This window comes from Anaerotignum neopropionicum, from assembly GCF_001571775.1.
Lineage (GTDB): Bacteria > Bacillota > Clostridia > Lachnospirales > Anaerotignaceae > Chakrabartyella > Chakrabartyella neopropionicum.
This window is the reverse complement of record NZ_LRVM01000002.1, coordinates 1-22,548: the sequence shown is the minus strand read 5'-3', so window position 1 is coordinate 22,548 and position 22,548 is coordinate 1. Positions and strand designations below refer to the sequence as shown.

Sequence of the window (22,548 nt, the reverse complement as noted above, 5' to 3'; positions counted from 1 at the left end):
CTATCTATCGGCTAAAACCTCTTGGGTTTTCTGCAAAAACACTTCCATCTGCTCGTCTGTTCCAATGGTAATTCTCACAAAGTCCCGAATTTTCTCTTTTTCGAAATGACGTACCAAAACACCTTTTTTCTTTAGCTGTGCATAAAAGTCAGCCCCCGAAATCTTTGGGGGTTTTGCGAAAATAAAATTTGCCTTTGAGTCTAAAACCGTAAATCCCAAAGCCTTTAAATCTTTAACCGTTGTTTCACGGGTCGCCATAATTTTTTTTGCATTTTCTTTATAGTAAGCATCGCTATCTACCGCCGCTTCCCCTGCCGCCAAGGTTAAGCGGTTAATATTATAAGGATTTGTGGAAAACTTGATTTTTTCCAAATCCTCAATGATTTCCTTGGATGCAATGGCAAAGCCAAGTCTTGCCCCTGCCATGGAACGGGATTTTGAATAAGTCATGGAAACCAACAAATTGGGATATTTCCCCACAAGCCCAACGGCAGAGGTTCCGCCAAAATCTACATATGCCTCGTCAATCAAAACCACATGATTGGGGTTAGCTTTCAAAATTTCTTCAATTTCAAACAAACCGATTTCCATACCCGTAGGTGCGTTTGGATTGGCAACGACAACCATTTTATTAATATCACAATAATCCTTATAATCTATGGAAAAATCCTCCTTAAGGGGAAGCTTCACATGGGGCACATGATATAAATCCGCATAAACAGGATAAAACCCATAGCTGATTTCGGGAAAAGCAGCCCCTCTTTCCTCGTCACAAAAAGCCATAAAAGCAAAATTTAAAATGTCGTCGGAGCCATTAGAGAGAAAAATATTTTCTTTTTCCACCCCATATAACTTAGCAAGCTTTTCCTTTAAAATTTTCCCCTCGGGGTCTGGATATAAATTCAGCCGCTTCACTTCATCGGCATTTAACCGCGCCAAAACCTCGGGCGAGGGTGGATAAGGAGATTCATTGGTGTTTAACTTAATATATTGTTGATCTCTAGGCTGTTCCCCTGGGGTATATGCCTCTAATCCGGCAAATCTAGGACTTAAAAAACGACTCATTTCTTCGCCTCCCTTTCAAAACGTATCATAGCAGATTTCCCGTGGGCAGCCAAGCCTTCCCGTTGGGCAAATGCATTGATTTTGTCTGCTTCTTTTGCCAATGCATCCTTTGTGTAATGGGTAAAGGACGATTTCTTAATAAAATCATCCACCGATAAAGGGCTTGCAAATCTTGCGCTTCCCCCCGTAGGCAGGGTATGATTTGTACCCGAAAAATAATCGCCCAAGGCTTCGGGGGCATATCGCCCTAAAAAGATAGAGCCTGCATGGCGAATATCCCCTAAATATTCAAAGGGATGATCCACACACAATTCCAAATGCTCTGGAGCAATTTGATTTGCAATCTCAATTGCTTCTTGGATGCTTTCCGCCAAAATAATTTTCCCGTTGATATCAATGGATTTTCTAGCAATTTCTTTTCTTGGCAAAAGCGGAATTTGCTCCTCCAAGCAAGCTGAAACAGCTTCCGCCAAGGCCTTGCTGTCTGTAACCAAAACAGCACTTGCCATGGTATCATGCTCCGCCTGGGAAAGCAAATCCGCCGCCACAACCGCCGCATCCGATTGCCCATCGGCAATTACCAAAATTTCGCTGGGCCCTGCAATCATATCAATGGAAACCTTTCCGAAAACCTGTTTTTTCGCTTCAGCAACAAAGGCATTCCCAGGTCCTACAATTTTATCCACCCTTGGTATTGTTTCCGTTCCGTATGCCAAAGCGGCAATCGCCTGTGCGCCGCCGATTTTAAAAATACGGTCAACTCCCGCAATTTTCGCCGCCGCCAAAACTTCAGGGTTGATTTTGCCGCCCTTGGCAGGCGTGACCATAAAAACCTCTTTTACCCCTGCAATTTTTGCGGGAATACCGTTCATCAAAACCGTTGAAGGATAGTTTGCAGTTCCTCCGGGAACGTATAACCCAACTTTGTCAAGAGGCGTAATTTTTTGTCCCAAAATAACGCCATCCCTCGGCATATACATCAAATCCGTACGCTTTTGCTTTTCGTGATACCCTCGAATATGCTCTGCCGCTTCTTCCAATATGAAAATAAATTCCTTAGCTACAGCTTCATATGCCTCTTGTATTTCCTCTGCACTGACTTCCATTTTCTCTAAGTCCGCCCCATCAAAACGCAGACTATACTCTCGTAAAGCCTTATCCCCTTTTTTCCGAACTGTTGCTATGATTTCTGCCACTACATCAGCTATTTCATTCTTTTCTTCCATGCGAGAAAAAATATCATCTATATGAATTTCATTATAAGTATACTGTTTTATCATGGTATCACCTCAGGATTTCTTTGTAATAACCTCATTCATCTTTTCGCACATTTGGCGAATGGGTGCATTTAAAAACTTGTAGCTGGCTTTATTTGCAATGAGCCTTGCACTGATTGAAACAATATCCTCCCATGGCTCCAAATCATTTTCCAAAAGCGTGGTTCCCGTTTCCACAATATCCACAATTACGTCGGACATTCCTAAAATGGGGGCGATTTCAATAGAACCGTGAAGCTCAATAATTTCAATTTCCAAGCTCTGCTTTCTATAATATTCCCTTGCAATATTGGGGAATTTTGTAGCTACCCGAAGGGTACAGTCTGTATCTATCCTGCCACCCTTTTTCCCTGCCACCGCCATGCGGCATTTTCCCATGCCAAGGTCTAATAATTCATAAACATCGGAAGCCTGCTCAAGCAAAATATCCTTCCCCACAACCCCAACATCAGCAACGCCCCGTTCCACATAAACCGCCACATCCGAGGGCTTTACCCAAAAATAACGAACGCCGTTTTCCTCGTTTTCAAAAATCAGCTTGCGATTTGTTTCCCGAATGGAGGGGCAGCCATAGCCAATTTCCTCAAATACACCATAAGCCTTTTCGCCAAGTCTGCCCTTTGGCAAGGCAATATTAATCATTTTCCGCAATGATTTCAAGCCCCCTCTCCTTCATGCTCCAAAGCTGTCTATATTTTACCGTTTGGTTGTTCTGCCTTTGCACCATCACGCTTTGCCCGTTGTCTGTCAGCATTTCAACGGCCTTAAGCAATGCGGCAGTATCCGTATTTTCTTCATATAACAGCAATATATCCGTGTCATATTCTTTTTGCTGACTCTCATATCGTTCCAATAAATCCAGATAAACGGCGAAGCCAATGGCATCGCTGTTTTTCCCCAATTTACGAACCAAGTTATCATATCTACCACCGGAAAGAATACTGCTAGGCACACCATTGATAAAGCCCTGAAAAATAATCCCCGTATAATAATCCATGCCGTTTACGACGGAAAAGTCCAACTTTAATTTTTCACTGCCGCCATTTGCCTTAAGGACGGAAAAAACGACCTCCAATTCCTCCAACGCCTGTTCCATTTTTTCATTTAGGCAAAGAAGCTTTGCTTTTTGCAGGCTTTCTTCCATGGAACCATAAAGGGAAGCCATGGAAACCAATGCCCCTATCATTTCCTTTTTTACATCATACTGCTTGCAAAGGGTCTGAATGCTATGGGTATTTTTCTCGCTGATTCCCTTGAGCAATGCCTCATTTTGACTATTGCTTAAGCCCAATTCCTCAATCAACCCCATAACAAAGCCCATATGGGAAATATCCATAATATAATCATCGCTGACAATTTCCAAGCTTTTTTGAGCCAAGCGAATGACCTCTAGGGTAGCATAGCGGTCGACCTCACCAATATACTCTAGCCCAACCTGCATGATTTCTTTAAATTCCCCCGCTCCTTTTCTGACACGGTAAACATTCTCATTATAATAAACCCGTTCAGGATTTTCGTAATTGCCCTTTGTGTTTTTTACAATGGAAAGGGTTACATCAGGCTTTAGCGCCAAAAGCTTACCATCCAAGCCGCTAAAGGTCAATATATTTTCACTGCTAAGAAAACTTCGGTTTTCCGCATAAAAATCATATTCCTCAAACTTACTCATTTTAAATTTTTTATAACCAAACTGCTCAAATAAAGCACGCAAACGAAAAATCACTTCTTCTTCTTTTTTCAAAAGCATTTTCGGCAATGTCATATCGCACCTCCGTACATCAATTTACTTTAATCTTATATCAGTTTACCACTTTAGTCAAGTAGCATGATGAAGTTTATCATCTCTGCTGAATAAAAATCATTTTAAGGGAAACCTTTATGCAGATTGATATATATTTTTCCATTTCCCCATCCTATTGATTACCTTCCTTGTTCAATTTTTCTTAAAATAAAAAACGCTTCCTCTCTAATATCATAGAAAAAAAGCGTTTTAATCTATTTTGTTTCTAATGTTACTTCAAATTGAACATCATCCATTCCCCCAGAAATTTCTTCCAAATATCGCATTTCTCCCATAGCCTTTAACCCATTCTTGAAATCCTCTCCATGATTGGAAGGTATAGAAACGACTATGCTCTTGTCCAATGTTCGCTCCACCTCAAACCCTCCAAAAGAATTTGCCAAATCACTAATTTTATCCGCCACACCATCCTCACGCTCAACCGTTAGTATTACTTGCTGCCGTTCATACGCTTCTTCTCCTTTGTCAGCTTGTAAAAGCATCATGCCCCTTGTTTGGGCATCGGATACTTGAGACACCGATTCTTCATCGCTGTTGCCCATAAGTATTTGTGATTCTTCATTTTGGCTTGCCTCTTTGGGTAAAGCCTCCTGCACAATTTGTATATCTTTCTGCTTTGCATTTTGCTCCCCATTGCTTCCTGTTTCCTGGGCAATACTATTTTGCTCCGCCACCTGCCCAATCTCTCCGTCCTCAGTGGGCAAACTTTTCATCTGAAACATGGCTTGATCCGTCATGCCTGTTCCACTTTCTTCAGGCACAGCTGAAAACTTCATCATAATATCATTAGCTGTCTCATCTTTCTCTTGGTTGGCAAAATCCTTCGTCACTTGGTTCCGATTTCCCCGCAAGCTTAATATGTCCTGCCCACCTCCAATTGCAGCAACAAGTACGATTGCCGCCGCAATCAAGCTGAATTGCTTCCATCTATGTCTAGGCTTTTTGGGAACAATCAAAGAAATTCCCTTCTGTTCCTGTGCCAATTTCCCCATCAATTCCTCATGGTATCCTTCCGGCAATTCCTCCTCAGGAAGGCTTTTCAAGGAATCTATGATTTTTTGCAATTGTATGGCTTCTTTTTGACAGTCCATGCATTGTTCCAAATGTTTTGCGACAGTATCCGCATTTTCCTTTGTCAATCCATGCGTCAAATATTCCCACAAAAATTCTCTGCATTTCTCACAGCTCATGGAATTCACCCTCCTTTCTGGCATTATGACGAGGTTCCACGCCGTTTCGTTCCCAAATTCTAAAGATTTCTTTTTTCAAATGATTTCTGGCCCGTGAAATTCTAGATTTCACCGTACCTAGGGCAAGCCCTGTAATTTCAGCAATTTCATCATAAGAAAGCCCGCGGATATCTCTTAGGATAAAAACAGTTTTATAATCCTCAGAAATTGTTTTCAACGCCAGCAATATTTCATTTTTTTCCTCTTTTCGCATTAAGCTTTCTTCCGGCGTCTCGCCACTATCAGCAACCTCCTGTTTCCAAGTTCCCTCTTCATCCTCAAATTCATTATCCAAAAATAGGGTTTGCTTCCCTTTGCGCTTTCTCATCTCATCGATACAAGTATTTACCGTAATCCGATAGATCCATGTAGAAAAGGCTGAGCGTTCGTCAAAATTGGCGATATTGCGATATGCTTTCAAAAATACCTCCTGGGAAATATCCTTGGCATCCTCAGTATGATTCATCATTCTAAGGGCAACATTATAAACAATTTTTTCATGCTGTAAAATCAACGCTTCAAATGCCGCCAAATCGCCCTGCTTTGCCTGTGAAATCAAATGATTGCTTCCTTGTTCTGCAGAAACTTCTCCCGCCACTTTTGATCACCTCCGTTTCTTCTTTCCAATACCAATATCATAATATAGATCCCATAAAGAAGCAAAAGTAATTTATAATTACCCTTCCTTTTCCTAATGAAGTATCCAAAATTTTGGTCTAAAAAGGCATACGCCGTAAATTTTTTAGACGAAGCTTTCCCCATTTTGTTCCAAATTTGCGTATCTTTTTTGTTTTTTAAGTATATATTTTTGAAAAACAAAAGGGCAGATTTCATAAAGAAATTTGCCCTTTAAATTTATCCTTCTTGATATTCACTGTCATCCAGATTAAGTGCCTCCCAAAGCTCTATATCTGGATTTTTCTGCATAAAATTATTCAACGTATATTGATTTGCAAAAAGCAGAATGGGCCGTTCAAAGCGGTCAAAAACCAATGTGCTTCTTGCCACCAAATGATCCCTCACATCTTCCACCGAAACAGGATTTACCCATCTTGCAACGCCGTAATCCAGGGCTTCCATGCGCACCTCAGAGTTATACTCATTATTTAATCGATATTCAAAAACTTCAAACTGCAGTTGTCCTACCGCACCTAAAATAACGTCATTAAACTCGTTATGATAAACTTGAATAGCGCCCTCCTGGGCCAGCTGCTGCACACCCTTTTGAAACTGCTTTGCCTTTAAAGAATTTATAGGATGCACACGCATAAACAATTCCGGTGGGAAGGTTGGCAACGGCTCAAAAAACAGTTTTTCCTTTCTGTCTGTCAAAGTATCGCCAATCTGATAATTTCCACTGTCATAGATACCGATAATATCCCCCACAACGGCAGTTTCCAATGTTTCCCTTTCGTTTGCCATCAGCTGTGTCGACTGGCTAAGCTTCATTTGCTTTCCCGTTCTGGATAAGGTTACCGTCATTCCTCTCGTAAAGGTACCCGAGCAGATGCGCAAAAATGCCAATCGATCTCTATGGGCAGGATTCATATTCGCTTGAATTTTGAAAATAAAACCGCTGAAAAACTCATCTGTGGGCAGAACCTCTCCAGTTGTAGTTTTTCTTGTCCCCGGCCCCGGCGCCCATTCCAGGAAATGCTGTAAAAACGCAGTAACACCAAAATCCGCCAAAGCTGAGCCGAAAAATACAGGAGATAGCTTTCCTTCTTTGATGGCCTTCAAATCAAAGCTGTTGCCTGCACCGTCTAAAAGCTCCATTTCCTCCCGCAAAATATCCAAATTTGCTTGAGAAATCACGCCCTCCAGCGCATCGCCAAAAACGCCCTTTGGCCCAAGCTCAATGATACCGTTCTTTTGGCGGTACAAAAAAACCTTGTTTTCCAGTCTATCATAAATACCCTCAAAGGTAAGTCCATTTCCAATTGGCCAAGTAACCGCCGTGGATGGCAGTCCCAAAGCATCCTCCAAGTCAGCCATACATTCCAAAGGGTCCTTTGACTGACGATCCAGCTTGTTAATAAACGTAAAAATGGGAATCTGTCGCATACTGCAAACCTTGAATAACTTAACCGTCTGGGCTTCCACACCCTTTGCCGCATCAATTACCATAACCGCACTATCCACAGAGGTTAAAATACGGTAAGTATCCTCACCAAAATCGTTATGTCCGGGTGTATCCATGATGGAAACAACCTTCCCATTGTATTCAAACTGCATTACGGAGGATGTAACAGAAATACCACGCTGTTTTTCAATCTCCATCCAGTCACTTTTTGCAAACTTTGCATTTCTTCTTGCCTTTACAGTCCCCGCTTCGCGAATTGCGCCCCCATGAAGCAGAAGCTTTTCTGTTAAAGTTGTTTTACCGGCATCCGGATGGGAAATAATACCGAAAATCCGTCTTCTTTGGATTTCTTCCAAAATACTCATTACATTAAATTCCTTTCTATCCATTGTAGATTCTTCTGTTCCATAAAAATACATACTGTTTTTATTTTACCCGAAATCAGGAAAAAAAGAAACAAAAAGATGAACAATTTATTCATACTAAACAAACTGCATGTATGTGAGAAAAACACATTGACGAAAAAATGTCTTTGGGCTAAAATATAATTATCAAAAAAATGTAACGTGATTCATAAAAATTTTTTTGGAGCTTTAAGTATCCTGCTGGTGACTGTTCCCCCAAAGGGGAAGTTTACCGTCACACAGCCATAAAAAACAAACATTTGGAGGTATTCATTATGATTAAAGTTACAAGCACAGAGAAAGCACCCGCAGCAATCGGCCCTTACTCTCAGGCAGTGTCTGCAAACGGCTTCCTTTTCACAAGCGGCCAGATTGCCATTGATCCTGCTGTTGGCGATGTCGTAGCAACCACCATCGAAGGCCAGGCAGAACAGGTTATGAAAAATATTAGCGCAGTTTTGGAAGCCAACGGCTTAACCTTTGCCGATACTATTAAAACAACCTGCTTCTTGGCTGATATGGGCGATTTTGGTGCTTTCAACGAAATTTATGGCAAGTATTTTACAAATAAACCTGCTCGCTCTTGCGTAGCCGTAAAAACACTTCCCAAAAATGTTTTATGTGAAGTTGAAGTCATTGCGTTATTGAAATAATCCCTTTAGACCTGATAGACAAAAGCCCAAATTGCTAGGAAAATTAAGCCCACCGCAATGGGGCTTTTTCTTTTTCAGAAAAAAGTTTCACAGCACAGTGTGTTTTCAAATAATAGCCCAAGTACAATTTTTTCTATGCAAAAACAGGATACCACTGCTATCGTTCTCCTTTTATTACCCTAGATAGAATTTTTACACCCCTGTCAATATCCTCCATTGTCGTGTTGCCGTAACCAAAAATAAGCCCTTGATCATACTGCGATTTTGTTTTTTCGGATAAGCAATGCTGGCTGACAGCAGAAATTTGAACGCCATTTTCCTCAATTTTTTTCATTAAGCCTTCGTGAAAGTGCACCCCCTCAAAGGCTGCAATAAAATGCAGCCCCGCTTCCGCACCGGAAATTTTCACCCTCTCCCCAAAGGACTGTCTCAGACTACCCACCAATGCATTCCTCTTTTTCAGATAGAGCTTTCTCATTTTTCTAATATGCCTCTCAAATAAACCCCTTTCAAGAAAATCCCCAAGGACAAGCTGTTCCAAAATAGGGGAATGTAAATCCGCCACATACTTTGCCTCACGCATTTTTTCACAAAGTTCGTCCGGCACAACCATATATCCAAGCCGCAGCGCCGGCATCAAGGTTTTTGAAAAAGTCCCCACATAGATGACCCGTTGTGGATCAAGAAACTGCATTGACTGTATGGGGCTGCCGTCAAATCGAAACTCACTGTCATAATCATCCTCAACAATGTAAGCGTTCTGCCGCCGGGCATATTTTATCATTTCAATTCGACGCCCGGCAGGAAGAATAACGCCCGTTGGAAATTGATGACTCGGCGTTGTAAAAATCAGCTTGGGTGGCTTATCAGGCAACGCTGCCGTCACCATCCCCTGTTCATCCATATAAATTGGCTCCATGTTTACACTGTTGGCACAAAGGGTATGCAAAATACCGAAGCTTAATGGATTTTCAACCAAAGCATACTCATTTTGAGCAATAAGCCCACAGAGCAAATGAAAGGATTGCGCCGCTCCATTGGTTATCAAAATATTTTTCGGAGCTGTTTGGGCACCCCTTGCCCGATTTAAGTATAAAGAAAGCTGCGTTCTCAATCGGTAATCACCGAAAGGATCCTGATAATCCAGCTGGGAAGGCTTGATATCAAGGGCAATCCTTTGATATATTTGCGCCCACCTTTTGATAGGAATTTCAGCCAAATCCGGAATACCCGTGCGAAAGGAAACCTCATATTGGGGAGAATACTTTTCATTGCTTCCCCCCTTTGCTGCGGTGTCCTTTTCCAAGGGATGAAACCTCACTCCATCACAAGCATAAGTTCCCGCGCCGTTTTTGGAATAGACATACCCCTCTGCCGCCAGCTGCTCATAGCATTCAATCACAACGTTTCTTGCTACATTTAAATATTTTGCAAGCTCTCTTGTAGACGGCAGCTTTTCTCCCGGCTGTATTGTTCCAAAAAGAATCGCTTCTTTTAATGCATCATAAATCTGCCTTGAAAGAGAGCAGCTTGTCTTTCTATCAATATTTATATGAATCATATGCCAATCCTCCTCTAAAGCGGTTCTATATAGAAATCATAAAAGCGGAGCTTAAAAGAACCGTTTATTTATGGTAAATTATATCACAGAAAAAAACCAAAATCAGGAGGTTGCCATGATAAAACTACATCCCAATATGAATGATTCCCAACGCACAGTATTCGGTGTCCTTATTTTAAAGGATATTGCCGTAACCAAAGAGGGAAAACAAGCGTTTAAAACCCTAGTTTTGCAGGAATTGGACGACATCAACAAAACACACTTAAACTATGAACGAAAAACTTTTTCCCAAACGAACGAAGTGATAAAACCTTATATCCGCTACTATAAAAAGTTCAAAAAAACATATCATGTTCTCCCCCAATTGGAGTCCATACTAAACGGAAAAGCTTTTCCAGAAACAACGCCCTTGATACAGGCATTGTTTCTCACAGAATTAAAAACCGCCTTACTGATTGCAGGCCATGATTTAAAAAAGTGCCGCCTGCCATTGACAATACAAAAATCTCAAGGCGGCGAAACCTATATGGGCTCGGGCAACCGTAGTGTTGTGTTAAAGCCAAATGACATTTGCCTTAAAGATAATGAGAGCTTCATTTTGAGCATTATTTATGGACAGGACGAAAATACGCGTATCACAGAAAACACAACGGATGTCCTTTTTCTGATTGACGGTGTTCCTGGCCTTGGGGAAAAATATGTGGAGGATGGCCTCAAAACACTCCTAAGCTATGTGCGCGTGTTTGCTCCCACTTCCTCGTTGTCAGAGCTAAAAATTCTTGATACAGCATCCCTAGAAAGAAGGGATAATTGTTGACCACCTATACTTTTTTTATTACTTCCCTAATCATTATTCTGCTGCCAGGCACCGGCGTTATATATACCATTTCCGTTGGAATCCTTAATGGCAAAAAAGCTAGTGTCCTTGCAGCATTTAGCTGCACCTTGGGCATATTGCCCCATCTGTGTACCAGCATTGCCTTGTCCACCTTACTCTTGCAAATGAACCCTAAAGTTTTTACCATAATAAAGCTCACCGGCGCTTTATATTTGCTCTATCTGGGATGCAAAATAATGTTTTCCAAAGAAAATTTGGAATTTCAGCCAGCAAAAAAAGATACTGCCCCCTTGACCATCCTTCAACGGGGAATACTTATAAATCTGCTCAATCCCAAGCTGACGCTGTTCTTTTTTTCTTTTTTGCCCCAATATATAAGGGGAAATAAAGACAACTTTGCTTTTCAAAGTTTCCTTTTGGGGGTGGCCTTTATGCTTCTTACGTTGATTATTTTTATTGGTTATGGCATACTGGCAGGGACAGCAAAGAAATTCATCATCTCCTCGCCAAAGCATATGGAAATGCTTCAAAAATGCTTCGCCATAGTCTTTGTTCTTTTTGCTGTAAAGCTTGTCCTAACGCAATTTTGAACACGCACCTACGCTAATGTGTCCCTGTTCTTTCTAATTTAATAACTAAAATAAAAAAAACCGTTACTTTTTTTGTATATCTATAAGCAGCAGATAAAACAACTCTGTTCCTCCTACATTTCCCTCCCAAATTCCCCTTTGTGACTCACGCAAGCAGTAAAGGAGAACAAACATGGGTATAACATAATCCCATTGGGAATGCACCGCTACTGTCTGCAAACACCTTGTTCTAAATATAAGGATCCATTTTATAAAGATTAATTTATATCTCCAACTGCTTGCCGTCCAAAAACCTGGTAAACCTTTTTCTGATCCCTTCGTGAGCATCTAAGCTTAAAAATGGATCTATAGCCATTAGTTTTTTCGCCGCATTTTGTGCTTCCATTAAAATAGGCATATCCTCATAAATATTTGCAATTTTTAATTCCGGCAAACCGTGCTGCCTAATTCCGAAAAACTCCCCCGGCCCCCGCAGCTTTAAATCCATTTCAGAAATAACAAAGCCATCCTCGGAGTCTGTCAAGGACTTGAGCCGTTGTTTGGCAATTTTCGTCTTTGCATCACTAACTAAGATACAATAGGACTTATCGCTGCCTCGCCCCACACGCCCCCTTAGCTGATGGAGCTGTGCCAAACCAAAGCGCTCGGCATTCTCAATCAGCATAATCACGGCGTTGGGCACATTAATGCCCACCTCAATTACCGTTGTAGATACAAGAACATGAATTTCTCCTTTTACAAAGCAATTCATAATTTCCTGTTTTTCCTTGGGCTTCATTTTCCCATGAACACACGCAACCTTGCAACCATTTAATTTCTGCTGCAATTCCTCCGAATAGTTGAGTACGGATTGCACCTCAAGCTTCTCATTTTCCTCAATCATAGGACAAATCACATAAGCCTGCCTGCCCTCTGCAACTTCCTTTTCTATAAAACGATAAATTCTTTCATGGTAGTTGGTTGTAACTGCCATAGTATCTATTTTCTGCCTGCCAGGTGGCAATTCATCAATGATAGAAATATCCAAATCTCCATATAAAATCAATGCCAGCGTTCGAGGAATTGGGGTAGCCGTCATAACCAAAACATGGGGGTTCTCCCCTTTTTGATTTAATGCACCCCTTTGGCGAACGCCAAATCTATGCTGCTCATCAGTAATGGCAATGCCCAGCTTACGATATTCCACACCATTTTGAATCACCGCATGGGTGCCAATAATCATATGCCCCTCACCCGAAGCAACTTTTTGTAAGGCCGCCCGCTTTTCCTTTGCAGTCTGCCCTCCCGTTAAAAGCACGGTTGTAATTCCAAGGTTCTCAAAAATAGCCGAAAAAGAAAGATAATGCTGCTGCGCCAGCACCTCCGTTGGTGCCATCAAAACAGCTTGATATCCGTTTTGTATTACCCAATAGGACACCGCCATGGCAACCGCCGTTTTACCGCTTCCCACATCTCCCTGTATCAATCGGTTCATTTGTTTGCCCGTTGACAGGTCCTTTTCTATTTCCTTCAATACTTTTTTTTGTCCATTGGTAAGCTGAAAAGACAAATAATTTTGAAAGTCCTCTATTACCTTTTTCTTTTTCATTACAAACCCCCGATTGCCTTCTTCCAAATGGGCTTTTAACGAAAATAATGCGCCTTGCAACACAAAAAATTCTTCAAAGACCAATCTTCGCCTTGCGTCAAAAAAGCTTTGCTCCGTCTTTGGAAAATGTATTTCTTCTATGGAAAAATTTCGTTCTGCTAATTGATATTCCTTCCGTATCCATAATGGAATATCCTCTGCCAACCCACCTCTTATCTCAGCCAAAGCCGCCGCCATAAGGCCTCGGAGCATTTTTTGAGAAATTCCCTCAACACTTGGGTACACAGGAATAATGCGTCCCCCTGCAAAATGATCACCAATTCCCTCCCATTCGGTTACAGAAAATTCTTTCCGCCCATATTTGTTTTGCAGCTTTCCTGTAAAAAGATACCACTCCCCTGGTTTTAAAATATTTTTCATATAAGGCTGATTGTACCATAACAAACCGATTTCCCCGGTTTCATCAGCCACTCTAAGCCTAGTAAGCGTAAACCTTCCATGCTTTAGCACTTCTCCGCTCCCCTTGCAACAAGCAATAAAGGTGCTTTCCGTGTTTACCTCTAATTCTAATATCTTTGCCAATCTGGTGCGGTCTTTATAATCTCTGGGATAATGGGTTAAAAGATCTTCTATGGTGTAAATTCCAAGACAATTTAGTTTTTTTTCCCGTTGCTCTCCCACACCTTTCAGCTGAGAAACAGCATCCTTCCACTCCATATAACCACCCCCAAAAATCAATTCCCAATTGCATCGTTAATATGTATCTTAATATTATAATGTTTTTCCTCGGGGATGAAAAGTTTTTTCTATATCCCCCACGCAAAACCTGCTATTGATAAAACTTTTCAATAAATTATGTCCATTTTTGTTCCACTCCGTCCGCCCCAACATAAGCTGTCCAGGATATTTTCTTTTTAACGTCCTTGTCAACTTCCTATAAAACTAATTTTCCTTGGTCTAACTAAAATAATTGTGCAAGTTCCTCTCATTTCAATATCAAAATATATCCTTCGGAATATTATGTGGTAGATAACAAATAAAAAAGGGGGTCATGAGATGTTAAGAAAAGAAGATGTATTACGAACCTTAGACGGAAAAACCGTTGAGGAAAAACTGATATATATAAGCCAAAATTTCAATTTAAATTGGGATTTCACCCAGGGACCTTGCAAAATTTGGCAGGCTAAGGTTTTCACTTATTGCACTACCAATGAATTTGAATACCAATTAGACTTTTTCCTGTTCTTAGTCAATTTGCTTGGATTTCTTTTGGGAGTTTGCTTCCAGGAAGAAGATACCGTATTTCTGGGATGCGTAGGTCCTTGTGGCTTGAAACAAACCATTCTTTATTATTCCATCACGTTTGAAGATTAAACCTATTTTAAACTTCATATTTGTATCAGTTGTAGGGTAATTGCATATGTAAAAATTTTATAACCAATCGCTTCGTTTTTTAGGGACAGCCCTGCCACTGCTGTCCCTTACAACTGCATTTGGGTGAAAAATAGCCCTGCTTGAGCTAAATACTTTGTAAAAACACAACAGAACTAAGTATTTTCAGCTTTAGTACGCTGAACAAAAAATAAGACCGCAAAAACCCATAATTTCAAGCTCTGCGGTCATTTTTCATTTTATTCAACGGATATAATATAGAAATATAACGGCTGATCACCCTTTTGAATCTCAACTTCACAATCGGGATAATTTTCTTTGATAAAATCTGCAATTTCATTTGCAGACTTCTCATCTACATCAGTTCCATAGTAAATACTAACCATTTCATTATCGTCCGTAATGGTTTGCTTCAATACTTCCTTTGTTCCTGTTGCAACATCTTTGGCAACAACAGAAATTTCATCGTTCAACATCCCCAAAATATCGCCTTCGAAAATTTCTTTATCTCCAAAACAAGTATCTCTTACTGCATAAGTAACGGAAACTGTTGAAACAGCCTGAATTGCGTCCTTCATAGCTTCTGTCATTTCTTCAGCCCCAAGGCCTTCCGCGTTACAAAACATAGCGCTGATTCCCTGAGGTATTGATCTTGTAGGAACCACAAAAAGCTTTTTATTCTCACAAAGCGCAACTGCCTGCTCCGCCGCCAAAATAATATTTTTGTTGTTTGGCAAAATAATGATATTCTCTGCATTAATTTGGCCAATAGCATTTAAAATGTCTTCCGTGCTGGGATTCATTGTCTGTCCACCCTCAATGATAACATCTACACCCAGGTTTTTAAAAATATCACAAAGGCCTTTGCCTGCAGAAATAGATACAAAGCCAATGGGCTTTGGCGGAAGCTCCGCTTTTTTCTCCTGCACCTGCATTTTCATATCTGCTTGATCCACTAAAGCTGCTTTTGCAGTAAAATCAATATAATTTGTATGCTGTTCCCGCATATTTTCAATCTTCAAGCCACTTAGGCTGCCAATTGATAGTGCCTTTTCCAGTGCCAGTCCGGGATGGTCTGTATGCACATGAATTTTAATGACTTCCTCGTCATTCACACAAACAATAGAATCACCAATGGTTCCCAAATAAGACTTTAGTATCTGAACCGTTGCATCATCCGCTTCATGAACATTAATAAAAAATTCGGTACAATAACCAAAGGTAATGTCCACGTTTTCAACCGATGCCAATACAGCGTAATTTACCGTTTCTGACTTTGTTTGCTGCACAACTGAAATGGGTCCTTCGTAATTTAAATGATTATAAGCACCCTCCAAAACATAAAGAAAGCCACGTCCACCGGCATCAACCACACCTGCCTGCTTTAAAACAGGAAGCATATCCGGGGTTTTTGCCAACACTTCATGACCATATTCAATAATTCCTTTGAGAAAAACCTCAATATCATCTGTTTCCAGTGATAATCTTGCAGCTGCGTCGGCACAAGCTCTTGCAACGGTCAAAATAGTTCCTTCCTTAGGCTTCATTACCGCTTTATATGCGGTTTGGACGCCTCCTTCCAATGCCAAAGCCAAATCCGTTACGGTCGCTTCTTCAAGCCCTTCCAAGCCTTTAGAAAATCCACGGAAAAGCTGAGATGTAATTACCCCGGAGTTACCTCTGGCGCCTCTTAATGCGCCTCCAGCGGCTAATTTTGACACTTCATCCACTCTTAATGAACTGCTTTTTTCAGACTCTCTTGCCGCGGCTAAAACCGTAAGCGACATATTTGTACCTGTATCTCCGTCGGGCACAGGGAATACGTTCATCGCATCAACCAACTGCTTATTCGCAGTTAATTCATTGGCTCCGGCTATAATTAATCTGCTTAGATGCAGTCCATTCAACTTCAAAATACTCACCGATAGTTCCTCCTCATACTCAATTGTCGACTCTGACACCGTCAACAAAGACTTTTACATCTTCTACCTCAAGCCCCGCATATTCCTCTACGGAATATTTTACCGTGCTGATGATATTGTCTGCAATCGCAGAAATATTAGTGCCGTATTCTACAATAATATGCAAATCCAAACTTGCTTTATTTTGATTGATCTGCATTTTTATCCCTTTTGTTAAGCTCTCCAATTTCAAAAGCTGCACCAAGCCGTCTTTCATATTCTTCGCTGCCATGCCAACAATGCCATAGCATTCAATTGCAGCATATCCCGCAATTCTTGCAATCACCTCGCGCTCAATGCTAATTACACCATATTCATTTTCTAATTTCGCTGCCATATTAACCAGCCTCCTATCTTAATCCTAGAAAATCGAGGATTTCTCTTACGATTGCATAGTCGCATATATTATATCACTTTTTTCGTTGTTTTCAAAGAAATTTTTATTAATCTTCCACTACGGCCTTAAATTAAAATCCCTCTTCTTATATGAAAGAAGAGGGATTTTGGGAAGGGTAAATCTATTTTGAAAAATGAGATTATCTATTTATTTTAGTAAGCTTGGCAGCCAAAGAGTAATGGGGGGTAAAAATGTTACCAGCAAAAGTACTAAAATTGAAATTGCAAGCATTGGCAGCAATGACTTCAATGTTTGAACAAAGCTTGCTTTTGCTATTTGGTTTGTCATCAGCAGACAAATACCAACGGGTGGCGTAACCAAACCAATACAAAGGTTACAACTCATGATAATACCAAACTGCAGCAAATCAATCCCAAATGCTGAAAGTAAGGGCAGCAAAATTGGTGTCATCATAATGATTGCCGCATTTGCCTCCATCAGCATGCCAATTGCAAAGAATAGCAGGTTTAATAGCAATAATATAACAATTTTGCTTGAAGTTAGGGAGCTAAAACCCTCCAATACCTGCTGGGGCAGCCCGGAGGTTGTTACTACATAGCTTGAAGCCTTAGAAAGACCAACCAACATCAAAATTGTTGCTGTACTGATTGAACCCTCAACAAATACAGTGTATATATCTTTAAACTTCATATCCTTATATACAAAAAGACTGATTGCCAAAGCATACGCAACTGCAACCGCGGCTGATTCCGTAGGTGTAAAGATGCCGCCAAAAATACCACCAAGGATAATTACAGGCATTAATAATGCCCAAATACCATCTTTAAATGTCAGTGCAATTTCTTTGGGCGTTTTTTTCGGATGGGCAGGCAAGTCATTTTTTTTACCATAGAATAAAGCATAAATGATTAAACCACCTGACATGAGAACCCCGGGAAGTACAGATCCCAAAAAAAGCTTAGAAACGGAAAGATCCGTAATGCTTGCATATACGATCAATGTAATGGAGGGAGGAATAATGGGACCCAAAATGGATGCAATTCCTGAAATTGCAGCTGCAAAATGGGAAGGATATCCTTCTTCTTTCATGGCAGGTATGGTAGTTCCGCCAACGGCCGATGCAGTTGCAACACCCGAACCGGAAATTGCACCAAACAAAGCAGAGGCTAATACGGTAACAACAGCCAAAGAGCCTTTAATCCATCCAATAAATGCATTTGAAACATCAATCAGCCTTCCTGTAATACTGCGTGACATAATATTGCCCGCCAGCATAAAAAATGGAATTGCCAATAAAGAGCTGGAGTTCATGCCTGCAAATAGTTTTTGTGGCAATACTATCAGCGGCATATCTGCTACGTTTAAGGCGACAAGCGTGCCAATGCCTAATGCCAAATAGATAGGGATTCCTAAAAAGGACAACCCAAGCAATGCAAGAATAACAATTAACCCAGCATTCATTTGCCGCTCACCTCCTCTTTATTTAACGCTTGAATTTGTGCTATATTTTTAAGTACAACCTCTATGGAAGTCAAAATCATAAGCACTACACCAATAGGCATACACGCATAGAAAACAGACATGGAAATTTTTAAACCAGCAGAAATATTGCTTGCCGCAGTTTGACATAATGTTAAAGAATATTTAAATAAAAACCCCAAAAACACAATCCCAGCAATGGTGGCACCAATGGTAAACAGGCACTTTACCTTTGGTTTAAATAAATTGATTAAAAAATCCACTTGTAGATGCGCGTTTTTTCTTGTCGCAATGGCTGCTGCAATCATAACATCATAGATAAATATATATCTGGCCAATTCCTCGCTCCAGGAGTTTGCCGAGGCAAAGCAATATCGTAAGATAACTTGGTAAATCATAACAGTTACCATAATTGCAACGGTAATTCCTAAAAAAATCTTTTCAACCGTTTCCAGCTTATCCAGAAACTTCGAGTAAGCCTTTATCAATCAAATCACCTCATTTTTCTTTTGCAGAACTTATTCCCCATCGTCCATAGCTTTAATTTTGTTTGCCCAGTCCTCCAAGTAGGGGAAGTTCTCATCTGCAAACCCATCAAAATATGCCGCAAACGCTTTTGTATCCACTTCAATGACTGTACAACCAATTTCTTTTAATTTCGCCTCAGCCGCTTGGCTTGCCTCTAATTGTTGTTCACTGATTTCTTTGCTTGCATAATTTGATGCTTCCTCAACTGCTGCTTGTATATCCTCAGGAAGACTATCGAAATATGTCTTGTCCATAATGATTACATTGCAACTATATACATGGTTCGTTTTAATCCAATACTTACACACTTCCTGTACTGCATAGTTCATAGAATCGACCATGGGATTTTCTTGTCCTTCAACCGTTCCCTGCTGCAATGCCGTGTATGTTTCTCCCATTGCCAACGGCGTAGGTGTAGCCTTTAACCATTGCCATGTTTTTAAGTAAACTTCAAGGTTAGGTGCTCTTAGCTTAAACCCTTTGAAATCCTCAATTTTTGACATTTCCTTTGTTGAAGTTACAATTCTTGGACCCCTATATGTACCGCCAAATAGCCTAAATCCTGCCGCATCACCTATTGTTCTTTTCATTTCCTGCCCGAAATCGCTGCTCCAAACATCCATGAAATGATCATATCCGTTATACATATACGGCATCGCATCAATATTTGCTAAATTGGAAAACGTAGCCAGCGTTCCAACGGATTCACACAGAACATCCGCTACACCATAGCTCATGCCTTCTAATACTTCAGAGGTGGTGCCCAGGCTTGCTCCGCCGTACAGTTCAATATTTACTCTGCCGTCTGTCAGCTCTTTCATCTTATTAGCAAAGACTTCGGCTGTATCATACGCGTTGTCACCTCCGGTAGAGTTTAATGCCATTTTCCAAGTGTACGTTGTTTCACCGTCACCGCCTGCTTTGACATCCTTTCCACCATCACTCTGAGCCCCTCCGCCACCACAGCCTGTCAAGCAGGATGCAGCTACTGCTGTTGCCAATAAACTTGCAAATAAACGTTTTTTCATGTACTCTCCTCCTTAAATTTAAATACTATGATAAGCTGAATCTCAGCCATCCATCGTTACCCCACCGTCCACATCACTGATTTCACCTGTTACAAAGCTAGAAAGATCAGACAAGTAAAACAAAATTACATTGGCAATTTCTTCGGGATTAGCCCCGCGGTGCATGGGAATCGCATTTAAGACAAGTTCCTTTTTTTCCTCACTGAGAATAGACGTCATAGGTGTAATCGTATAGCTTGGACATACACCGTTACAAGCAACCCCAAATAACGCCCCCTCTCTAGCAATGGCCTTTGTTAGTCCAATAACCCCAGCCTTCGATGCCGCATACGCACTTGTTCCTAATAATCCGCCGCCTCTTTTCGCAGCCACGGATGCAACATTCACGATTCTTCCGTATCCGTTTGCCTTCATCGAAGGGAATAAAACGCTAATTGTCGCGTATACACTTGTGAGATTAACTGCAACCACCTTGTCCCACTCCGCCTGTGTTACTTCCTCAAAGGGCACTGTACTGACAATTCCAGCATTATTTGCCAAGCCATGTATGTGACCAAAATCAGCGAGAATTTGAGTAAATACCTTTCGCGTTTCCTGTTGATCTGCTAAATTTACCTTGTAACAGGAAACATTTTTTTCACCTAGTCTTTCGCGAATCCCCTCTGCCATTTCCATGTTTATATCAACAATAATTGCATGACCGTTTCCTTCAACAACACCCTCAGTAATTGCTTTCCCAATCCCACTTGCACCACCAGTTACAATAATATTTTTGCCTCCAAAGTCCATTGCATAACCTCCAATTCCACCTTATGTTTTGCATATTCAACATTATTTTTTGAACACAGATATATTATATTTTGAATTCAATTATTGCTTGACTTAAAATTATCACTAATAAAAGCTTATGTCAATGTTATTTTTTAGTATTTTATACTTTCGTCATTATGCTATTTTTTATTAATCTGTTTTTTGTAACAAAAGAATAAAACTTATGTGTAGTTTTTGAACACTTTTACTTGTATTTTAAATTAAAAATATGTGACAGCAACTTTTTGCTTGTTTAATTAGAGTCTAGGGTTAAGAAATACAATTTTTACAATTAATTTTCTTTAATATGCTTACAATAAAATAGCCTTCCAAAGGCATTGTCGCTTTTAGAAGGCTTCGAAAAAATGTGGCAAAAATGAGTATTGCTTACTCGCATTTAAAAAAATGAATGTAAAACATAACACACCCGCATGCTATTACAACCATTACAATTACAGGAACATAATTGCTGTCGGCCGAAAGACCTATTGAGGCTGCTTTTAGTAATTTTATTCCTTGGGTTAATGGCAAAAAAACTGCAACTCTTTGAAGTCCCACTGGCATCAGTACATATGGCAGCGTACAAAAGTTTTATCCGTAGAAAACAAATCTTACCTTTTACAAGCTAAAAAAACTGTATCTCAACCTTTTTCTTATAAATTCCAAACCCGTAAATGTTTTGGCTGAAAAAGTGATTCATATATTTCTACACGAAATGGTCTACTTGACTTAAATAATCCATTAACAAAAAAGGCTTTCATCTCTATTTGAACAAAATAAAAAAGCCTGTATACATACAGACTTTTAAACTAGGGTAGCAGGATTCGAACCTGCGAATGACGGAATCAGAATCCGGTGCCTTACCACTTGGCGATACCCCATTAAACTAATAAATCTAGCTTAACTTGAAACCTGGGCTAGCTGGATTCGAACCAGCGAATGCAGGAGTCAAAGTCCTGTGCCTTACCGCTTGGCGATAGCCCACTATACGATAATGCAAAAGCTAAAAAGCGCGAAACGAGATTCGAACTCGCGACCCTCGCCTTGGCAAGGCGATGCTCTACCACTGAGCCATTCGCGCAAAAAATATGCAGTCGAGGGGACTTGAACCCCTACCCAGAAACCCGGACTAGATCCTTAGTCTAGCGCGTATGCCAATTCCGCCACGACTGCAAAAGCATGAGTCACTCGGGGCTCGAACCCGAGACACCTGGATTAAAAGTCCAGTGCTCTACCAACTGAGCTAGTGACCCGTAAATAAAGGGTGGATAGTGGGACTCGAACCCACGGCCTCCAGAGCCACAATCTGGCGCGCTAACCACCTGCGCCATACCCACCATAAGGAACTAAAATTCCACTGATACAAGGCTCGGGGTGACAGGATTTGAACCTGCGACCTCCTGATCCCAAATCAGGCGCGCTAGCCAAGCTACGCTACACCCCGAAAGCAAAAAAATTGAATTCTGGCAACCATCTACTTTCCCAGGCAGCTACCCACCAAGTATCATCGACCGCTTAGGTCTTAACCGACGTGTTCGGAATGGGAACGGGTGTGTCCCCTAAGCGCATCGTCACCAGAAATATTAAAAGCTTCGGGCAAGCTTTCGCTTTTCCCTTTGCCTTATCAGATGTATCTCTACACCTTCAAAACTGAATACAAGAATTAGCGTTTTCCTAAGCGTTTATCAACTACCAACCAGACACCGAAGGTGTAAAGAGGTTGTTGATGCGAAGAAAATTTAGCGGTCTTTTCCGTTAGGAAAAAAACTACCTCGCTATTATATCATCAATCGATTTATTGGTCAAGCCCTCGGTCTATTAGTATTGGTCAGCTGAACATGTTACCATGCTTACACCTCCAACCTATCTACCTCGTTATCTTCAAGGGACCTTACTTCCGAAG

General features: G+C 40.8%; 19 protein-coding genes, 7 tRNA genes and 2 rRNA genes. 4 read left to right on the top strand and 24 right to left on the bottom strand.

Annotated features, from left to right (window positions below; all coding sequences use genetic code 11):
- The 7 genes from hisC to CLNEO_RS03650 form a co-directional block, all read right to left on the bottom strand.
- Positions 1–1,065, bottom strand: a complete 1,065-nt coding sequence (gene hisC / locus CLNEO_RS03685; RefSeq protein WP_066084656.1) for a histidinol-phosphate transaminase — start codon at positions 1,063–1,065, stop codon at positions 1–3.
- Positions 1,062–2,345 carry a histidinol dehydrogenase gene (gene hisD / locus CLNEO_RS03680; protein ID WP_066084653.1) on the bottom strand — a complete coding sequence of 428 codons (1,284 nt, stop codon included), beginning with the start codon at positions 2,343–2,345 and terminating at the stop codon, positions 1,062–1,064. The genes hisC and hisD overlap by 4 nt, the downstream gene beginning before the upstream one ends.
- Before the next feature lie 9 nt (positions 2,346–2,354).
- Entirely contained in the window at positions 2,355–3,002 is a 648-nt protein-coding gene (gene hisG / locus CLNEO_RS03675; RefSeq protein ID WP_242864150.1) for an ATP phosphoribosyltransferase, read from the bottom strand.
- Positions 2,977–4,104, bottom strand: a complete 1,128-nt coding sequence (locus CLNEO_RS03670) for an ATP phosphoribosyltransferase regulatory subunit (RefSeq protein WP_066084648.1) — start codon at positions 4,102–4,104, stop codon at positions 2,977–2,979. Before CLNEO_RS03670 ends, hisG begins: the two co-directional genes overlap by 26 nt.
- 233 nt (positions 4,105–4,337) lie before the next feature.
- Complete coding sequence (locus CLNEO_RS03665; RefSeq protein WP_066084645.1) at positions 4,338–5,333, bottom strand: anti-sigma factor family protein; 996 nt, start codon at positions 5,331–5,333, stop codon at positions 4,338–4,340.
- Positions 5,323–5,970, bottom strand: a complete 648-nt coding sequence (locus tag CLNEO_RS03660) for an RNA polymerase sigma factor (RefSeq protein ID WP_242864149.1) — start codon at positions 5,968–5,970, stop codon at positions 5,323–5,325. Before CLNEO_RS03660 ends, CLNEO_RS03665 begins: the two co-directional genes overlap by 11 nt.
- Before the next feature lie 257 nt (positions 5,971–6,227).
- On the bottom strand, positions 6,228–7,844 hold the full coding sequence (locus tag CLNEO_RS03650) for a peptide chain release factor 3 (RefSeq protein ID WP_242864148.1): 1,617 nt from the start codon (positions 7,842–7,844) through the stop codon (positions 6,228–6,230).
- Positions 7,845–8,134: 290 nt separating this feature from the next.
- On the opposite strand from CLNEO_RS03650, the gene CLNEO_RS03645 reads away from it, so the two are divergent.
- Complete coding sequence (locus CLNEO_RS03645) at positions 8,135–8,512, top strand: RidA family protein (protein WP_066084635.1); 378 nt, start codon at positions 8,135–8,137, stop codon at positions 8,510–8,512.
- A gap of 157 nt (positions 8,513–8,669) precedes the next feature.
- Here the strand turns inward: CLNEO_RS03645 and pdxR are convergent, their stop codons facing one another.
- Complete coding sequence (gene pdxR, locus CLNEO_RS03640; RefSeq protein WP_066084629.1) at positions 8,670–10,073, bottom strand: MocR-like pyridoxine biosynthesis transcription factor PdxR; 1,404 nt, start codon at positions 10,071–10,073, stop codon at positions 8,670–8,672.
- A 115-nt stretch (positions 10,074–10,188) separates the two neighbouring features.
- On the opposite strand from pdxR, the gene CLNEO_RS03635 reads away from it, so the two are divergent.
- Complete coding sequence (locus CLNEO_RS03635; protein ID WP_066084627.1) at positions 10,189–10,890, top strand: phenylalanine--tRNA ligase beta subunit-related protein; 702 nt, start codon at positions 10,189–10,191, stop codon at positions 10,888–10,890.
- Positions 10,884–11,501, top strand: a complete 618-nt coding sequence (locus CLNEO_RS03630; protein WP_330382551.1) for a LysE family translocator — start codon at positions 10,884–10,886, stop codon at positions 11,499–11,501. The genes CLNEO_RS03635 and CLNEO_RS03630 overlap by 7 nt, the downstream gene beginning before the upstream one ends.
- 262 nt (positions 11,502–11,763) lie before the next feature.
- Here CLNEO_RS03630 and recG read toward each other — a convergent pair whose 3' ends face one another.
- Positions 11,764–13,806 (bottom strand): ATP-dependent DNA helicase RecG, encoded by a 2,043-nt coding sequence (gene recG / locus CLNEO_RS03625; RefSeq protein ID WP_066084622.1) that lies wholly within the window; start codon positions 13,804–13,806, stop codon positions 11,764–11,766.
- Between the two features lie 339 nt (positions 13,807–14,145).
- Here recG and CLNEO_RS03620 point away from each other — a divergent pair, with 339 nt between their 5' ends.
- Positions 14,146–14,463, top strand: coding sequence for a hypothetical protein (locus tag CLNEO_RS03620; protein ID WP_066084618.1), 318 nt, complete (start codon positions 14,146–14,148; stop codon positions 14,461–14,463).
- A gap of 257 nt (positions 14,464–14,720) precedes the next feature.
- Here CLNEO_RS03620 and CLNEO_RS03615 read toward each other — a convergent pair whose 3' ends face one another.
- From CLNEO_RS03615 to CLNEO_RS03545, 15 genes are all read right to left on the bottom strand, one after another.
- Complete coding sequence (locus CLNEO_RS03615) at positions 14,721–16,403, bottom strand: DAK2 domain-containing protein (RefSeq protein ID WP_066084615.1); 1,683 nt, start codon at positions 16,401–16,403, stop codon at positions 14,721–14,723.
- A 19-nt stretch (positions 16,404–16,422) separates the two neighbouring features.
- Positions 16,423–16,779 carry an Asp23/Gls24 family envelope stress response protein gene (locus CLNEO_RS03610; protein WP_066084613.1) on the bottom strand — a complete coding sequence of 119 codons (357 nt, stop codon included), beginning with the start codon at positions 16,777–16,779 and terminating at the stop codon, positions 16,423–16,425.
- Between the two features lie 207 nt (positions 16,780–16,986).
- Complete coding sequence (locus CLNEO_RS03605; RefSeq protein WP_066084611.1) at positions 16,987–18,261, bottom strand: TRAP transporter large permease; 1,275 nt, start codon at positions 18,259–18,261, stop codon at positions 16,987–16,989.
- Positions 18,258–18,767, bottom strand: a complete 510-nt coding sequence (locus tag CLNEO_RS03600) for a TRAP transporter small permease (RefSeq protein ID WP_066084608.1) — start codon at positions 18,765–18,767, stop codon at positions 18,258–18,260. The genes CLNEO_RS03605 and CLNEO_RS03600 overlap by 4 nt, the downstream gene beginning before the upstream one ends.
- A gap of 30 nt (positions 18,768–18,797) precedes the next feature.
- Positions 18,798–19,835 carry a TRAP transporter substrate-binding protein gene (locus tag CLNEO_RS03595; protein ID WP_066084604.1) on the bottom strand — a complete coding sequence of 346 codons (1,038 nt, stop codon included), beginning with the start codon at positions 19,833–19,835 and terminating at the stop codon, positions 18,798–18,800.
- Positions 19,836–19,877: 42 nt separating this feature from the next.
- Positions 19,878–20,624, bottom strand: coding sequence for an SDR family oxidoreductase (locus CLNEO_RS03590; protein ID WP_066084602.1), 747 nt, complete (start codon positions 20,622–20,624; stop codon positions 19,878–19,880).
- A gap of 830 nt (positions 20,625–21,454) precedes the next feature.
- Positions 21,455–21,526, bottom strand: a tRNA-Gln gene (locus CLNEO_RS03585).
- A gap of 31 nt (positions 21,527–21,557) precedes the next feature.
- Positions 21,558–21,629: transfer RNA gene (locus CLNEO_RS03580), tRNA-Gln, on the bottom strand.
- Positions 21,630–21,654: 25 nt separating this feature from the next.
- Positions 21,655–21,726: transfer RNA gene (locus CLNEO_RS03575), tRNA-Gly, on the bottom strand.
- 8 nt (positions 21,727–21,734) lie between these two features.
- Positions 21,735–21,818, bottom strand: a tRNA-Leu gene (locus CLNEO_RS03570).
- 7 nt (positions 21,819–21,825) lie between these two features.
- Positions 21,826–21,898: transfer RNA gene (locus CLNEO_RS03565), tRNA-Lys, on the bottom strand.
- Between the two features lie 10 nt (positions 21,899–21,908).
- Positions 21,909–21,982 (bottom strand) — tRNA-His (locus tag CLNEO_RS03560).
- Between the two features lie 32 nt (positions 21,983–22,014).
- Positions 22,015–22,089: transfer RNA gene (locus CLNEO_RS03555), tRNA-Pro, on the bottom strand.
- Positions 22,090–22,106: 17 nt separating this feature from the next.
- Positions 22,107–22,224 (bottom strand): 5S ribosomal RNA (gene rrf / locus CLNEO_RS03550).
- A 219-nt stretch (positions 22,225–22,443) separates the two neighbouring features.
- Positions 22,444–22,548: ribosomal RNA gene (locus tag CLNEO_RS03545) — 23S ribosomal RNA — on the bottom strand; the annotation flags it as partial.

Bases quoted from the DNA above. Each gene is read 5' to 3' on its own strand.
- CLNEO_RS03650 (WP_242864148.1), bottom strand. From the start codon at position 7,844: ATGGATAGAAAGGAATTTAATGTAATGAGTATTTTGGAAGAAATCCAA.
- CLNEO_RS03635 (WP_066084627.1), top strand. From the start codon at position 10,189: ATGATAAAACTACATCCCAATATGAATGATTCCCAACGCACAGTATTC.
- CLNEO_RS03620 (WP_066084618.1), top strand. From the start codon at position 14,146: ATGTTAAGAAAAGAAGATGTATTACGAACCTTAGACGGAAAAACCGTT.
- CLNEO_RS03610 (WP_066084613.1), bottom strand. From the start codon at position 16,779: ATGGCAGCGAAATTAGAAAATGAATATGGTGTAATTAGCATTGAGCGC.
- hisD (WP_066084653.1), bottom strand. From the start codon at position 2,345: ATGATAAAACAGTATACTTATAATGAAATTCATATAGATGATATTTTT.
- hisC (WP_066084656.1), bottom strand. From the start codon at position 1,065: ATGAGTCGTTTTTTAAGTCCTAGATTTGCCGGATTAGAGGCATATACC.
- CLNEO_RS03645 (WP_066084635.1), top strand. From the start codon at position 8,135: ATGATTAAAGTTACAAGCACAGAGAAAGCACCCGCAGCAATCGGCCCT.
- CLNEO_RS03595 (WP_066084604.1), bottom strand. From the start codon at position 19,835: ATGAAAAAACGTTTATTTGCAAGTTTATTGGCAACAGCAGTAGCTGCA.
- CLNEO_RS03670 (WP_066084648.1), bottom strand. From the start codon at position 4,104: ATGACATTGCCGAAAATGCTTTTGAAAAAAGAAGAAGAAGTGATTTTT.
- recG (WP_066084622.1), bottom strand. From the start codon at position 13,806: ATGGAGTGGAAGGATGCTGTTTCTCAGCTGAAAGGTGTGGGAGAGCAA.
- pdxR (WP_066084629.1), bottom strand. From the start codon at position 10,073: ATGATTCATATAAATATTGATAGAAAGACAAGCTGCTCTCTTTCAAGG.
- CLNEO_RS03590 (WP_066084602.1), bottom strand. From the start codon at position 20,624: ATGGACTTTGGAGGCAAAAATATTATTGTAACTGGTGGTGCAAGTGGG.
- CLNEO_RS03665 (WP_066084645.1), bottom strand. From the start codon at position 5,333: ATGAGCTGTGAGAAATGCAGAGAATTTTTGTGGGAATATTTGACGCAT.
- CLNEO_RS03605 (WP_066084611.1), bottom strand. From the start codon at position 18,261: ATGAATGCTGGGTTAATTGTTATTCTTGCATTGCTTGGGTTGTCCTTT.